The organism is Nocardioides sp. B129/18 (assembly GCF_055282735.1).
On the sequence record NZ_JBUZJI010000005.1, the window covers coordinates 142107 to 156854 of the forward strand.

A 14748-nucleotide genomic window follows, 5' to 3' on the forward strand; every position below is an offset into this window, starting at 1 on the left:
ATGACCCCCGGCTCCGCCCTGTCCTCACCCCTCCCGGCCCCGACGATCCCGCCCGGCGCGGTCGTCGTCGGCCTCGACGGCTCGTCCGCCTCCGAGCAGGCCCTCGCCTGGGCGGCCGCGCAGGCCGCGCACGAGCGCCGGACGCTGGTGGTCGTCCACGCCCTGACGCCGCTCTCGGGGCTCAGCAGCGCCTGGATCGACCAGGCCGGCGTCGACGCCGTCGCGCTCGCCGAGGCCGACCGGGTCGAGGCGCGCGCCCTCCTGCTCGCCGCCCAGCTGCGGCTCCACGAGCGGCACCCCGACCTCGACGTCGTCGCCGTGCTGCGCGACGGGGACCCGCGGGTCGCGCTCGCCGACGCCGCCCGCGACGCCTCGCTGCTCGTCGTCGGCTCCCGGGGTCGCGGCCGGCTGGCGAGCCTGCTGCTCGGCTCGGTGAGCGCGGCCCTGGCCCGGCACGCGACGCTGCCGACGGTCGTCGTCCGCGACGGCGGATCGACGGTCGCCGATCCGCTGGGGCGTCCCGGCGGCGTCCTGGTGGGCGTCGCGGGTGACCCCGCCTGCTGGGACGTCCTCGAGACCGCCTTCCGGCTGGCCTCCCTGCGTGGCTGGCGGCTGATCGCCCTCCACGCGCGACGCGACCTCGCCCGGGAGGGGGTCCCGCTGACGCCCGTCGAGGAGGAGGCGCACGGCGACGCCGACGCACTGCTGGGGGAGGCCCTGGCCGGGTTCGGCGAGAAGTTCCCCGACGTCGTCGTCGAGCGCCTCGTGGGGCACGGCGCGCCCGAGGAGGCGCTGGTGCGCGCCTCGCTGGGGCGCGACCTCACCGTCGTCGGCGCCGAGCGTCGCGGCGCGGTCGGCACGGCGCTGTTCGGCTCCCTGGCCGGCGCCGTGCTCGAGCACGCGCGCTCGTCGGTCGTCGTGGTGCCGACCGCGCGTCGCGCCTGACCCGCCGCCGACCCACCGCTGACCGGAGGCCGTCCCCGCTTCGCCGCCCTCGATGTGGAGCGCGGCGCTAGCGTGAGGACGTGAGCACCTCCCCCTTCAGTGACATCCGCACCGTCGGCCAGCTGCGGGCCTCGGGCCACGTCCAGCGCAGCCTGCGCGCGGAGCTGCGCGAGAACCTCCTCGACGCCCTGCGCGAGGGCCGCGACCCCTGGCCGGGGCTGCACGGCTTCGAGGACACCGTCATCCCGCAGGTCGAGCGCGCCCTCCTCGCCGGCCACGACATCGTGCTGCTCGGCGAGCGCGGTCAGGGCAAGACCCGCCTCCTGCGCACCCTGATCGGCCTCCTCGACGAGTGGACGCCGGTCATCGACGGCTCCGAGCTCGGCGAGCACCCCTACGAGCCCATCAGCGTCGGCAGTCGACGTCGCGCCGCCGAGCTCGGCGACGACCTGCCGGTCGCCTGGCGCCACCGCGACGAGCGCTACGCCGAGAAGCTCGCCACCCCCGACACCTCCGTGGCCGACCTCATCGGCGACGTCGACCCGATGAAGGTCGCCGAGGGCCGCAGCCTGGGCGACCCCGAGACCATCCACTTCGGCCTCATCCCGCGCAGCCACCGCGGCATCGTCGCCATCAACGAGCTCCCCGACCTCGCCGAGCGCATCCAGGTCGCGATGCTCAACGTGATGGAGGAGCGCGACATCCAGATCCGCGGCTACGTCCTGCGGCTGCCGCTCGACGTGCTCGTCGTGGCCAGCGCCAACCCAGAGGACTACACCAACCGCGGCCGGATCATCACCCCGCTGAAGGACCGCTTCGGCGCCGAGATCCGCACCCACTACCCCACCGAGCTGGCCGACGAGATCGCCGTCATCCGCCAGGAGGCCGAGCTCGTGGCCACCGTGCCCGACGCCGTGCTCGAGATCCTCGCCCGGTTCACCCGCAACCTGCGCGAGTCCTCCGCGGTCGACCAGCGCTCGGGCGTCAGCGCCCGCTTCGCGATCGCCGGCGCCGAGACCATCGCGGCCTCCGCGCTGCGGCGGGCCACCACGCAGGGCGAGGACGCCGCCGTCGCGCGGCTCGTCGACGTCGAGACCGCCGTCGAGGTGCTCGGCGGCAAGGTGGAGTTCGAGTCCGGCGAGGAGGGCCGCGAGGCCGAGATCCTCACCCACCTGCTGCGCACCGCCATCGCCGAGACCGTCCGCGGGCACTTCCGCGGCCTGGACTTCGCGCTGCTCGTCGAGGCCCTGGAGAACGGCCAGATGGTCACCACCGGCGAGAAGGTCACCGCCCGCGACGTCCTGCACGGGCTGCCGGTGCTGGGGGAGTCCGACCTCTACGACCAGGTCTGCGAGCGGCTCGGCGCCACCGACGACGGCCACCGGGCCGCCGCCGTCGAGCTCGCGCTCGAGGGCCTCTACCTCGCCCGCAAGATCGGCAAGGACTCCGACGGGTCGGAGACGGTGTACGGATGAGCCGCCCCTCGCGCTACCGCCGCTACACCGGCGGCGACCCGCTCGCCCCGCCGGTCGACCTCGCCGAGGCCCTCGAGGCCATCGGCGAGGACGTCATGGCCGGCTACAGCCCCGAGCGGGCGATGCGCGAGTTCCTGCGCCGCGGCGGCCGCGACCAGCAGGGCCTCGACGACCTCGCCCGCCGCGTCGCCGAGCGGCGTCGCGAGCTGCTCGAGCGCACCAACCTCGACGGCACCCTCCAGCAGGTGCGCGAGCTGCTCGAGCGCGCCGTCCTCGAGGAGCGCAAGCAGCTGGCCCGCGACGCGATGATGAACGACGGCGAGCGCGCCCTGCGCGAGATGCAGCTGGACTCGCTGCCGCCCTCGCCGGCGTCCGCCGTCAGCGAGCTCGCGCAGTACGACTGGCAGAGCCCGCAGGCCCGTCAGGCCTACGAGGAGATCAAGGACCTCCTCGGGCGCGAGCTCCTCGACCAGCGCTTCCAGGGCATGAAGGAGGCGCTGGAGGGCGCCACCGACGAGGACCGCGCCGCGATCAACGAGATGCTCACCGACCTCAACGCGCTGCTGGCCAAGCACGCGCGCGGCGAGGACACCCCCGAGGACTTCGAGCAGTTCATGGACCAGCACGGGGACTTCTTCCCCGAGCGGCCCCAGAACGTCGACGAGCTCATCGACGCGCTCGCCCAGCGCGCCGCCGCCGCCCAGCGGATGATGAGCTCGATGACGCCCGAGCAGCGTCAGGAGCTCATGGAGCTCTCCGCGCAGGCCTTCGGCTCCCCGCAGCTGATGGAGTCGCTGGCCCAGCTCGACGCCAACCTCCAGGCCCTGCGGCCCGGCGAGGACTGGTCGGGCTCCGAGCGCTTCGGCGAGGGCGGCGAGGGCGTCGGCCTCGGCGACGGCACCGGCGTCCTGCAGGACATCGCCGAGCTCGACCGGCTCTCCGAGCAGCTCAGCCAGGGCTACGGCGGCGCCCGGCTCGACGACGTCGACCTCGACGCGCTCGCCCGTCAGCTCGGCGACCAGGCCGCCGTCGACGCCCGCACGCTGCAGGAGCTCGAGCGCGCCCTGCGCGACTCCGGCACCCTGCAGCGCGGCAGCGACGGCCAGCTGCGCCTCACGCCCAAGGCGATGCGCCAGCTCGGCAAGGCGCTGCTGCGCGACGTCGCCCAGCGGATGTCGGGCCGGCAGGGCCAGCGCGACATGAACAAGGCCGGCGCCGCCGGCGAGCGCTCCGGCGCCACCCGCGCCTGGGAGTTCGGCGACACCGAGCCCTGGGACGTCACCCGCTCGATCACCAACGCGATCGTCCGCACCGTCTCCGAGGGCGGCACGGCCGCGTCGGGCGTGCGGCTCTCCATCGACGACGTCGAGGTGCAGGAGACCGAGGCCCGCACGCAGGCCGCCGTCGCCCTCCTCGTCGACACCTCGTTCTCGATGGCCATGGACGGCCGCTGGGTGCCGATGAAGCGCACCGCGCTGGCGCTGCACACCCTCATCCGCTCGCGGTTCCGCGGCGACGCCCTGCAGCTGATCGGCTTCGGCCGGCACGCCGAGGTGATGGACATCGAGCAGCTCACCGCGCTCGACGCCATGTGGGACAAGGGCACCAACCTCCACCACGGGCTGCTGCTGGCCAACCGGCACTTCCGCAAGCACCCCAACGCCCAGCCGGTGCTTCTCATCGTCACCGACGGCGAGCCCACCGCCCACCTGGAGTCCTCCGGTGAGGTGTGGTTCTCCTACCCGCCGCACCCGCTGACCATCGCCCACGCCGTCAAGGAGCTCGACGCCGCGCAGCGCCTCGGCGCGCAGACCACGTTCTTCCGCCTCGGCGAGGACCCGGGCCTCGCGCGGTTCATCGAGTCGATGGCCCGCCGCGTCGACGGCCGCGTCGTCGCCCCCGAGCTCGACGACCTCGGCGCCGCCGTCGTCGGCTCCTACCTCGGCGACCGCACCCGCGGCGGACGCGGCCCGTCGATGGGGGACTTCTTCGGGGGCCGGGGGTTCTGGGTCGGCTGACCCTCGGCCCGGTCTGGAGGCGCCCACCGGCGTCCGCCGCGTTACAACGGCAGGGCGGCGAGCACCCGGGCCAGCTCCTCGACCCCGTCGACGAGCCGCGGACCCGGACGCGCCCAGTGGCCGTCGGCGTCGACGGCGTGCACCGGGACGCCTTCAGGCAGCACGCCCGCGGCGACGAGGGCGTCGGCCTGGGCCTGGGCGCCGGCGCGGTCGTAGCCGCAGGGCGCGACGACGACGAGGTCCGGACGGGCGGCGCGGACGTCGTCGAAGGTGGTGCGCACCGAGCGCTCCCCGGCGGTGCCGAGCACGCACTCGCCGCCGGCGAGGTCGACCATCTCGGGTATCCAGTGGCCGGGCGCGTAGGGCGGGTCGGTCCACTCCAGGACGACGACCCGCGGCCGGGTGGTGCGGGCGGCCGTGGCGCGCGCGACGCCGTCGAGGCGACGACGCAGGTCGAGCACCAGCCCCTCCGCCGCGCCCCGGTGGCCGGTGGCGCGGCCCAGCACGACGATGCTGGTGAGGACGTCGTCGAGGGTGTGGGGGTCGACGGTGAGGACGTCGGCGGTGCAGCCGAGGTGGGTGAGGGCCTCGGAGACGGTGTCGACGTCGAGCGCGCAGACGGCGCAGAGGTCCTGGGTGACGACGAGGTCGGCGTCGAGATCGGCCAGCGCGCCCGCGTCGAGGCGGTAGAGGTCCTCGCCGCGCGCCATCGCCGCCGAGACGAAGGCGTCGATGCCGGCGGGGTCGAGCCCCTCGGGCAGCGCGGTCGAGGAGACGATGCGACGCTCGCGCGCGGCCGGCGGCGTGTCGCACTCGAACGTCACGCCCACGACGTCGTCCCCGGCCCCGAGGGCGAAGAGGATCTCGGTGGTCGAGGGCAGGAGGGACACGATGCGCACGTCTCGAGCGTAGGCGGGCGCCGGCGTCCCCACCCCATGTAACCCCTTGTAACGCGGAGTCCCGTGCACTGACCCCCGCATATAAACGGTGGGAAGTGCACGGGACTCCGCGTTACATGCCGACGCCGGCCCGCGCCCTAGGCTGACCGACGATGTCCGACCCGAGCCTCACCGTCCTCGCGCTGCTGGCGCTGGCGGCGCTGACGGCGGGGTTCGTCGACTCCGTGGTGGGCGGGGGTGGGCTGATCCAGCTGCCGGCTCTGCTGGTGGCGCTGCCGGGCGCGACGCCGGTGCAGGTGCTGGCCACCAACAAGCTCGGCTCGGTGTGCGGGACGGCGACGAGCTCGCTCACCTACTACCGGCGGGTGCGGCCCGAGCCGCGCACGTTCGTGCCGCTGATGGCCACCGCCTTCGCCGGGTCGGCGGCGGGGGCGCTGGTGGCCTCGCAGATCCCGCGGTCGGCCTTCGAGCCGATCGTGCTGGTGGCGCTGCTGGGGGTGGGGGCGTTCGTGCTGCTGCGTCCCGAGCTCGGCGAGACCACCCGGCTGCGGTTCGCCGGGCACCGGCACACGGCGCTGGCGCTGCTCGGCGGCGCGGTGATCGGGTTCTACGACGGGGCGCTCGGGCCGGGCACGGGCAGCTTCCTGGTGATCAGCCTCGTCGGTCTCGGCTACGGCTTCCTCGACGCCTCCGCCCAGGCGCGGCTGGCGAACTTCGCCACGAACCTCGCCGCGTTCTGCGTCTTCGTGCCGCAGGGCGCGGTGCTGTGGAAGGTGGGGCTGGCCGTGGGCGCCGCCAACCTCTGCGGCTCCTACCTCGGCGCCCGGACGGCGGTCGCGCGCGGCTCGCGGTTCGTGCGTGGCTTCTTCCTGGTGGTGGTCGGCGGCTTCGTGGTGCGTCTGGGCGGCAGCGTCCTGGGAGTGTGGTGACCATGTGGCTCACCGCCTTCCTCGACCACCCCGTCGCCGACGCCGCCCGCGCCGAGCGGTTCTGGGCCGCCGCCACCGGCACGACGCCCTCGCCCGACCGCGGCGAGCACGCCGAGTTCGCCTCGCTCCTGCCCGTCGACGGCGACGCGCACCTGCGGGTGCAGCGCCTGGCGGCGGGAGAGGCGGGCGTCCACCTCGACCTCCACGTCCCCGACCCGCGGGCGCTGGCCGACCGGGCGCTCGCCCTCGGCGCCGTCGAGGTCGCCGACCACGGCTACGTCGTGCTCCGCTCCCCGGGCGGCCTCGCGCACTGCACGGTCCCGGGTGGGGAGTCGCGTCGCGCCGCGCCGCTGCGGGCGGACGCCGGCCACGCGAGCCTCGTCGACCAGGTCTGCCTCGACGTCCCGCCCCGGCTGCTCGACGCCGAGCTGGCCTACTGGACCGCGCTCCTCGAGCGCGCGACCGTCACGTCGTCAGCGTCGACCTTCCTCCCGCTGGAGCGTCGCGACGACGAGCCGCTGCGGCTGATGCTGCAGCGCCTCGACGCCGACGACGCCGACGACGCCGACGACGCCGACCCAGGCGACCGTCCGGTCGGCGCGCACCTCGACCTCGCCACCGACGACCGCCGCGCCGAGGTGGCCCGGCTCGTCGCGCTCGGCGCCGTCGAGGTCGGCGGCGGGCCCCGCTGGACCACCCTGACCGATCCGGTCGGACGCGCCTTCTGCGTCACCGACCGCGACCCGCGCACCGGCCGTCTGCCGTCCTGAGGCGCCCCGGCCGGCGTCCGGGAGGACACCGGGAAACCCGCGTGCGCGGGCCGTCCGGGGCTGCTTGGCTGGGGTCATGACGTCGCTCGCGGCCGACGAGGCCACCCTCCTGCGCCGGTTCCTCGACGAGCAGCGCGCGGCCGTCCGCGAGCGCTGCGCGGGGCTCGACGCGGCCGCCCTCGACACCGCGCTGCCGCCCTCGACGATGACCCTCGGCGGCATGCTCAGCCACCTGGCCTACGTCGAGGACTACTGGCTCGGGGAGGTGCTCCTCGACCGCGGACCCGCGCCCGTCTGGGTCGGGGTCGACTGGGAGGCCGACGTCGACTTCGACTGGCACGTCGCCGCCGGGCAGGAGCCCGCGGCGCTGCTCGCCCGGTACGACGAGGCCGTCGCCGCCTCCGAGGCGATCCTCGACGACGCGCTCGCGCGTCCCGAGGGGCTCGACCTCCCGGCCGCCCGCGCCCGCCGCTCCGACGGCCAGCGCGCCAGCCTGCGCTGGATCCTGCTGCACCTCATCGAGGAGACCGCCCGCCACGCCGGGCACGCCGACCTGATGCGCGAGGCGCTGGACGCCCGGGCGGCGCGGTGAGCGTGAGGATCCGCGAGGCCACGCGCGAGGACTGGCCCGCGATCTGGGGCTTCTTCGCCCCCATCGTCGAGGCGGGGGAGACCTACGCCTACCCCGACGACCTCACCTCCGCGCAGGCCGCAGGGCTGTGGCTGGAGTCGGCGCCGGGCCGCACCGTGGTGGCGGTCGACGAGGACGGCGTCGTGCTCGGCTCGGCGAAGATGGGTCCCAACCGGCCCGGACGCGGCGACCACGTCGGCACGGCGTCGTTCATGGTGGCCCCGCAGGCGCGCGGCCGCGGCGTCGGGCGGCTGCTCGGGGAGCACGTCGTCGCCTGGCACCGGGCGCAGGGCTTCGAGGCGATCCAGTTCAACGCCGTCGTCGAGACCAACGAGGGCGCCGTGCGGCTGTGGCGCAGCCTCGGCTTCGAGGTCGTCGGCACCGTCCCGCGGGCCTTCCGCTCGCGGACGCACGGCCCCGTCGGCCTGCACGTCATGCATCTCGACCTGCGCTGAGGCGCTGGCCGAGGTCGGACCCGGCCCTCAGCCCTCGGCGAAGCCGGGCAGGTTCTCCAGCAGCATCTGACGGAACGGCGCCTTGGTGCCGAGCTGGCTGAGCATGCCCAGCCCGCCGAGCCAGGTGCGGTGGATGAGCAGGTAGGCCGGCGGCAGGTTCAGCTTCATGCCGACGGTGAACGCGGGATCGCGCGGGTTGTTGATGGCCGCGAACGTCGCCTGCATCCACTCGCGGGAGAACTGGAACTCCTCGGTGCGCGCCGGCTCGACGAACGGCGCGAGGTAGGTGAGCACCAGCTGCGGATCGAGGGTGATCCGCTCGCGGATGAACCCCTCCTCGCGCAGCAGCGCGACGAGGCCGTCGGCGTCCTGGTCGGCGGCGCGCCGCAGCAGCCGGCCCATCGACGTCGGCCAGCCGCCGTCGAGGCGAGCCACCGCGCCGTAGTCCAGGACGCCGAGGCGGCCCAGGCCGCCGTCGTCGGCGGGGATGACGCGGAAGTTCCCTGGGTGGGGGTCGGAGTGCAGCATCCCGGTGATCGCCGGGCCGGTGAAGAGGAAGCGGGCGAACAGCGAGCCGTAGTGGTCGCGCTCGGCCTGGGTGCCCTCGGCGATGACCTTCGCCAGCGAGTGGGCGCTGTCGAGCCACTCGGTGACCAGCACCTTCTCGGCGGCGTCGACGACGCCGGGCACGTCGATCTCGGCGTCCTCGGCGTAGGCGGCGGCGAAGGCGCGCTGCGCCTCGGCCTCGAGCCGGTAGTCGAGCTCCTCGACCGCGCGGGCCTGGAGCTCCTCGATGAGCGGCTTGACCTCGATGCCCGGCACCAGCGGCCCGATCGTGCGGGCGACGCGGGAGAGCTGACGCAGGTCGGCGACCAGCGCGTCGGCCGCGCCGGGGTACTGCACCTTGACCGCGACGTCGCGGCCGTCGACCCAGGTGCCGCGATGGACCTGGCCGATCGACGCGGCCGCGGTGGGGCCGCCGTCGAGCCAGGTGAGCCGCTCGGGCCAGTCGCGGCCGAGCTCGGCGGCCAGCTGGTCGCGGACGACGGCCGTCGGCATCGGCGGGGCGGCGTCCTGGAGCTTGGTGAGCTGCTCGCGGTAGGGGCCGGCGAGCTCGTCGGGGAGCGCCGCCTCGAGCACCGAGAGCGCCTGGCCGAGCTTCATCGCGCCGCCCTTGAGCTCGCCGAGGGTGCGGAAGAGCTGCTCGGCGGTGCGCTGCTGGATCTCGCTCATGACGGCCTCGGCCGGCTTCCCGCCCAGCCGCTTGCCCAGGCCGAGCGAGCGGCGTCCGGCGTACGCGACCGGCAGCGCTGCGAGGCGCGCGGTGCGTCGGGCGGCGTTGCGGGGGAGGTCGTTCACCGTTCCAGTGTGCCCGTCCGAGGCAACTCCGAGCCGGGCTCAGGTCAGGGAGAACTGGACGTTGTCAGGGGAGGCTTCCCCTGACAACGTCCGGTTTCCCCGGATATCCGGGGAAACCGCCCCCGTCAGTCCCGCGCGCCGCTGCGCGCCAGGAAGTCCGAGAGCGGACCGGGGAGCTGGACGGTGCGCTCGCCCCAGTCGTAGACCACCGAGGTGCCGGCGAGCAGGTCGTGGAGGGCGCGGTTGTCGCGCTGGACCACGGCGAGGAGGAAGCCGAGGCCGAGGAGAGCCGCGGAGACGGGGAGCATCAGGGTGCGCAGGAGCGACTGGCGCACCGAGATGGGGCGGCCCGAGCGGTGCACCACCTGGAGGCCGACGACGGCCTTGCCCAGCGTGCGACCGGCGACGGCGAGGCTGCCGAAGACGTAGAGGAAGCCCCAGCCCACGAGCAGGGTGGCGGCGACGGGGGCGCCGTAGTCGCCGCTGAGCTGACGCTGCAGCAGCGCCTCGGTGAGCTTGTCGAGGCCGGCGTAGCCGAGGGTGTAGGTGGTGATGATGGCGCCGAGGTCGAGGCCGAGGGCCGCGGCGCGGGAGAGGCTGCCGGCGTAGTGCCCGGTGACGTCCATGCGCGGGTCGTCGGCGGTGAGGGGCGCGTCGATCTGCAGCTCCGGCGGGCCGTTGCGGCGCGGCATCGCCTGGCGGCGCAGGGCCGTCACGAGCACGGCGTCGACGACGCGGTCGACCACGCGGTCGACGAGCACGTCGAGGCCCACCAGCTGGCGGCGGGCGAGGTCGAGGGCGCTGCCGGCGACCCGGCCGGTGCTCTCCGCGACGATGTCGGGGACGCCGGAGCGCCGCACGATCGCCTCGAGGTCGACGCCCGCGAGCAGCGCCTCGACGTCGACGCGCGACATCAGCCGATCGACGTCGACCCGGTCGAGCAGCCGGTCGACGTCGACCTGCTCGAGGAGACGGTCGACGTCGACGCGGTCGAGCAGGCGGGTGGTGTCGACGCGGTCGAGCAGGGCGTTGACGTCGACCCGCTCGATGAGGGCGTCGACGTCGACGTGGTCGAGCACGAGGTCGTCGACGGCGTCGACGACGCGGCCGGTGACCGAGCCGGCCACGCGGCCGATCAGGCCGCGGGACTCGGGCGCGGGGCGGCCGGGCTCGTCGGGGGTCATCGGCGCCTTCGGTCGGTCGGGGTGTGCACGAGCCGACTGTAGGCCCGGCCGTCCCGACGGCGGTGGATGAGAGCTCGATGAGAGTCCGGGGCGATCCCTCCGGCCCGCCGACGGCGGACCGATCCTCCGAGCGTGCCCCGATTCGGGTCGACCTCCGGCACGCCGTCAACAGATCCCTGGGAGGGACCCATGCTTCACACCCGCTCCGCGCTCGGTCGCGCGGCACTCCTCGCCGCGAGCGCCGTGCTCGTGCCCGCGCTCGCCGCCGGTCCGGCCCTCGCGGGTCCCGGCCACGGTCGTGGTCACGGGAACGGCCCCGGGAACGGCCACGGTCACGGCGCCGGCCACGGCGCCGGCCACGGATCGGTCCGCGGCGCCGAGGTGCACGGCTGCGCCGTGCGCGACGGCGGACGCAAGGTCGCCGACCTCGCCGCCGCACAGGCCGCCGTCGCGAAGGCCGTCACCCGTCTGGGCGTCTGCCTGGATCGTGCCGTCTCCGATCGTGCGCTCACCGGCCTCGACGCCGATGCCGTCGCCGCACTGCAGGCCTCGGCGCTCGTCGACCACGCCACCCTCGACGACCTCGGCGCTCAGGCCGCCGCGGCCACCGACGCCACCGGCCTCGCCGGCGTCGTCACCGGCCTCAAGGCCGTCCGCGTCGAGACCTACCAGGTCGCCGTGCGCGCCCTGCGGGCCACGACCCGGATGAGCGCCGACGTCGCCGAGCTCACCACCACGCTGGCCGACGACGCCGACGCCCAGGCCGCGCTGGCCTTGGCCCAGACCGCGCTCGACGCCGCCCGTGCGGGTGCGCTGGCGCTGCACGCCACCAGCGCCAGGGACGACGTCTCCGCCGTCCGGACGGCCCTGCGCACCGCCCACGACCTCCTCGAGCCCTACGAGGACTCGCTCGCCGGCTGAGGGCCACCCGCCTGCACGGCGCCGCCGGCATCGGACGCCGGGCTGGCGGCGTCGTGCAGGATGGCGCCCATGAGCGCCTACTGGATCAGCACGTACGTCGAGATCACCGACGAGGCCAAGCTCGGCGCGTACGCCGCGCTCGCGCTGCCCGCCCTCGAGGGCGCGGGCGGGCGCTTCCTGGCCCGCGGCCTGCCCGCGAAGGTCTACGAGGCCGGCCAGGAGACCCGCAGCGTCATCGTCGAGTTCGAGAGCGTCGAGGCGGCCATCGCCGCGCACGACTCCCCGGCCTACCAGGAGGCGCTTGCCGCGCTCGACGGCGGCGCCGTGCGCGACCTGCGCGTCGTCCCGGGGGTCTGATCCCAGCCTCCGTCTGGAGCGGGTGGCCCGGCGTGTGACCCAGGACCCACCTTGGTCTAGTGACTTAGGTGGGTTCGGCTCGTTGAGGGGAGCGTGTCCTCCCCTCGACGAGCCCGCCTGCGGGTCGCCCTGCTCGCCCTGATCTGCGCTGCCGTCCTCGGCGCACCGGCTGCCGACGGCGCCTCCGGACGTCCGCCCGGCACCCCGCCGCCGAACCCCTACGCCGGTCCTGACGGCACGTCGTCGATGCACGGCGACGCCGGTGCCTCCGACACGACGCCCTTCGCCGGCCCCGGCGCCGACGCCGCGCCGGTGCAGCCGGTCGTCCTCGGCTCGGTGTGCCCGACGATCCTCGCCGGCTCCGACGCGATGCCGATCGCGCTGTGCACCGAGTACGTCGACCGGGCTCCGACGGTGAACCTGCTCGATCCCACGACCCTCCTGCCCGTGGCCCGCCTCCACCTCGGCGCCGGCGCCCTGCTCGGCGGCGTGTACGCCTACGTCGACGCGGCCGATCGTCTGGTCACCGTCGACGGCGCCACGGGCGACGTCGTCCGCATCGCCCACGACCGCGGCGGACCGCTGGGCGCCTGGCGGCTGCGGATCGTCGACCGCCTCCCGGTCGCCGCCGCGGTGCGGCGCGCCTGCGGGAGCGCGACGTGCGACGCGATCGTCACCGTCTCGCCGGGCTACGACGGCCGCATCTGGTTCGCGACCGCCCACGGACGGGCCGGCTACGTCGACCCGCGCACCCGTCGCGTGGAGCTGCGCGGCCTGGGGACGGGAGCGCGCGTCGCCAACAGCATCGCCACCGGCCCCGAGGGCGCGGCCGTCACCACCGATCGCGCGCTGGTGCTCGTGCGCGCGGACGCGCGCGGACGCATCGAGACGGTGTGGCGGCACGCCTACGACCGCGGCCCGGCCCGCAAGCCCGGTCAGCTGAGTCGGGGCAGCGGTGCGACGCCGACCTTCTTCGGCCCGCGCACCGGCCACGAGTACGTCGCGATCACCGACAACGCCGTGCCGCGCGAGCACCTCCTGGTCTACCGCGCCGACACCGGCGCCCTCGCCTGCCGGCGTCCGCTGTTCGCCTCCGGCGCCTCGGGCACCGAGAACTCCCCGATCGGCGTGGGGCGCTCGGTCTACGTCGCCAGCACCTACGGCTACCCCTATCCGGCCGGCGCCGAGGGCGCCTCCGAGCCGGCGTCGGCGCCGATCGCCGGTGGTCTCGAGCGGATCGACCTGCGTGCCGGTGGCGGCTGCACGACCCGCTGGCGCAGCGACGTCGCCTCCGCCGCGGTGCCGCGCTACTCCCGCGCCGAGCGGGTGATCTACACCGTGGCCCGGACGGGCCAGGCCTACGACCAGCGCTACGACCTGGCGCGGATCGCACCGGGCAGCGGACGGCTGCTGAGCACCCAGCCGCTGGGCGTGGGGCCGCAGGCCGACACCCTGCAGATGGTCGGCACGATCCTGCCCGACCGCACGCTCCTGCAGGGCACGATCAGCGGGTACGCGGTGGTGCGTCCCCGCTGATCGGCCGGCGGGCTACTCGCAGACGACCCCGTCGCCGTCGGCGTCGCGGTACCAGCCGTACTCGGTCTCCCCGGCGTAGTACGGCCCGTACCCGTGGGCCTTGGCCTCCTTGCAGGTGCCGAACCGCGGGTCGGTGCCCGAGGAGCCGCCTGACGAGCCGCCCGAGGAGCCGCCCGAGGAGCCGCCGGAGGACCCGCTGGACGAGCGCACCATCGTCAGCGCCGCCTTGTGCGTGACGATCGTGGTGCTCGGGCAGGTGCGCGCCATGCGCGTGAGGAAGTCGTGCTCGCGGGCGTCGACGCTGAGCGTCCAGCGCATCTTCACCGTCACCCAGCGCTTGACGTAGCTGCAGCCGCGCTCCTGCGGCATCCACTGGGCGGGGTCGCGGTCGCCCTTCGAGCGGTTCGAGGACGCCGAGACCGCGAGCAGGGTGTTGGCGTCGGTCAGGTCGTTGGCGTAGGCCTCGCGCCGGGCCGAGGACCACGCGCGGGCCCCGGAGTCCCAGGCCTCGGCGAGCGGCACGACGTGGTCGACGTCGAGGCTCGAGGCGGAGCGGATCACGACGCCGTCGTAGGCCGAGGTCCAGCGCCCGGTGCGCACCGTGCAGCCGCTGTTGACCTTCGCCGTCGACTCCGCGCGCAGCACCTCGGCGCGGGCGTTCTGGCAGTCGCGGTCGACGTCGTCCCAGTGCTTGAACCTCTCGCGCTGGTAGCCCGACCGGTTCTCCCGCGCGACCTTCAGGCGGCTCACCGCCACGCGCATCGACAGCTCGACGCGCTTGCCGTTGACGGCCTGGGGCGTCGAGGAGCCCGCGTGCGCGGCGGTGGAGGGGACGCAGACGAGGAGGCCGGCCACGACGGCGAGGGCGGCGGCGCGCACGGGAGCGTGCACGGAGGCAGGCACGGAGGCATGCACGAAGGCAGGGAGGCGGGTCACCCCCGCATCCTGCGTCGGATCTCCCGGCGGGGAGGCAGAACGCCGAACTCCACGCCCCGGCGCGACGATGCGGTGGCGCAGACCACCCCCTCGGTGCGTGACGTCAGGCCCCGAACGTGCGACCAATGGCCGTTCCGCCACCAGCCCGCCCTCGTCGAAGGCCGTCGAAGGGCGCAAGAGAAGGAGGCCTCCCATGGCCAAGCCCAAGCGCAACCTGTTCGCGATCCTCGGCTGGATCGTCTGGAAGCTGCTCGCGCTGTTCGGCGTCCCCGCCGCCAAGCGCAAGCTGCAGGAGCGCCGCCGCTGATCGCGGCCCCGCATCCTCCCCGTTCC

At 75.0% G+C, this 14748-nt stretch carries 14 protein-coding genes; 10 read left to right on the plus strand and 4 right to left on the minus strand.

What is annotated here, in order from left to right; all coding sequences use genetic code 11:
- The 3 genes from ACZDWJ_RS05665 to ACZDWJ_RS05675 all read left to right on the plus strand — a co-directional run bounded on the left by ACZDWJ_RS05665 (nt 1) and on the right by ACZDWJ_RS05675 (nt 4438).
- Nucleotides 1-945, plus strand: coding sequence for a universal stress protein (locus ACZDWJ_RS05665; RefSeq protein ID WP_463519953.1), 945 nt, complete (start codon nt 1-3; stop codon nt 943-945).
- Between the two features lie 80 nt (nt 946-1025).
- On the plus strand, nt 1026-2420 hold the full coding sequence (locus ACZDWJ_RS05670; RefSeq protein WP_463519954.1) for a MoxR family ATPase: 1395 nt from the start codon (nt 1026-1028) through the stop codon (nt 2418-2420).
- Nucleotides 2417-4438 carry a vWA domain-containing protein gene (locus ACZDWJ_RS05675; RefSeq protein WP_463519955.1) on the plus strand — a complete coding sequence of 674 codons (2022 nt, stop codon included), beginning with the start codon at nt 2417-2419 and terminating at the stop codon, nt 4436-4438. Before ACZDWJ_RS05670 ends, ACZDWJ_RS05675 begins: the two co-directional genes overlap by 4 nt.
- Before the next feature lie 41 nt (nt 4439-4479).
- On the opposite strand, the gene ACZDWJ_RS05680 is transcribed toward ACZDWJ_RS05675, so the two are convergent.
- Entirely contained in the window at nt 4480-5337 is an 858-nt protein-coding gene (locus ACZDWJ_RS05680; protein ID WP_463519956.1) for a cobalamin-binding protein, read from the minus strand.
- A 152-nt stretch (nt 5338-5489) separates the two neighbouring features.
- Here ACZDWJ_RS05680 and ACZDWJ_RS05685 point away from each other — a divergent pair, with 152 nt between their 5' ends.
- From ACZDWJ_RS05685 to ACZDWJ_RS05700, 4 genes are all read left to right on the plus strand, one after another.
- Nucleotides 5490-6266, plus strand: coding sequence for a TSUP family transporter (locus tag ACZDWJ_RS05685; protein WP_463519957.1), 777 nt, complete (start codon nt 5490-5492; stop codon nt 6264-6266).
- Between the two features lie 2 nt (nt 6267-6268).
- Complete coding sequence (locus ACZDWJ_RS05690; protein ID WP_463519958.1) at nt 6269-7036, plus strand: VOC family protein; 768 nt, start codon at nt 6269-6271, stop codon at nt 7034-7036.
- Between the two features lie 76 nt (nt 7037-7112).
- Nucleotides 7113-7628 carry a DinB family protein gene (locus tag ACZDWJ_RS05695; protein WP_463519959.1) on the plus strand — a complete coding sequence of 172 codons (516 nt, stop codon included), beginning with the start codon at nt 7113-7115 and terminating at the stop codon, nt 7626-7628.
- Between the two features lie 2 nt (nt 7629-7630).
- Entirely contained in the window at nt 7631-8122 is a 492-nt protein-coding gene (locus tag ACZDWJ_RS05700) for a GNAT family N-acetyltransferase (protein WP_463519960.1), read from the plus strand.
- 27 nt (nt 8123-8149) lie between these two features.
- Here the strand turns inward: ACZDWJ_RS05700 and ACZDWJ_RS05705 are convergent, their stop codons facing one another.
- Nucleotides 8150-9481: an ABC1 kinase family protein gene (locus tag ACZDWJ_RS05705; RefSeq protein WP_463519961.1), complete on the minus strand. Its 1332-nt coding sequence runs from the start codon at nt 9479-9481 to the stop codon at nt 8150-8152.
- A gap of 125 nt (nt 9482-9606) precedes the next feature.
- Complete coding sequence (locus ACZDWJ_RS05710) at nt 9607-10665, minus strand: RDD family protein (RefSeq protein ID WP_463519962.1); 1059 nt, start codon at nt 10663-10665, stop codon at nt 9607-9609.
- A gap of 189 nt (nt 10666-10854) precedes the next feature.
- Here ACZDWJ_RS05710 and ACZDWJ_RS05715 point away from each other — a divergent pair, with 189 nt between their 5' ends.
- The 3 genes from ACZDWJ_RS05715 (at nt 10855) to ACZDWJ_RS05725 (ending at nt 13479) form a co-directional block, all read left to right on the plus strand.
- Nucleotides 10855-11586 (plus strand): hypothetical protein, encoded by a 732-nt coding sequence (locus ACZDWJ_RS05715; RefSeq protein WP_463519963.1) that lies wholly within the window; start codon nt 10855-10857, stop codon nt 11584-11586.
- 69 nt (nt 11587-11655) lie between these two features.
- Nucleotides 11656-11943 (plus strand): DUF1330 domain-containing protein, encoded by a 288-nt coding sequence (locus tag ACZDWJ_RS05720; RefSeq protein ID WP_463519964.1) that lies wholly within the window; start codon nt 11656-11658, stop codon nt 11941-11943.
- Between the two features lie 93 nt (nt 11944-12036).
- Nucleotides 12037-13479: a hypothetical protein gene (locus tag ACZDWJ_RS05725; RefSeq protein ID WP_463519965.1), complete on the plus strand. Its 1443-nt coding sequence runs from the start codon at nt 12037-12039 to the stop codon at nt 13477-13479.
- Between the two features lie 12 nt (nt 13480-13491).
- Here ACZDWJ_RS05725 and ACZDWJ_RS05730 read toward each other — a convergent pair whose 3' ends face one another.
- Nucleotides 13492-14415, minus strand: a complete 924-nt coding sequence (locus ACZDWJ_RS05730) for an excalibur calcium-binding domain-containing protein (protein ID WP_463519966.1) — start codon at nt 14413-14415, stop codon at nt 13492-13494.
- Nucleotides 14416-14748 lie beyond the last annotated feature (333 nt).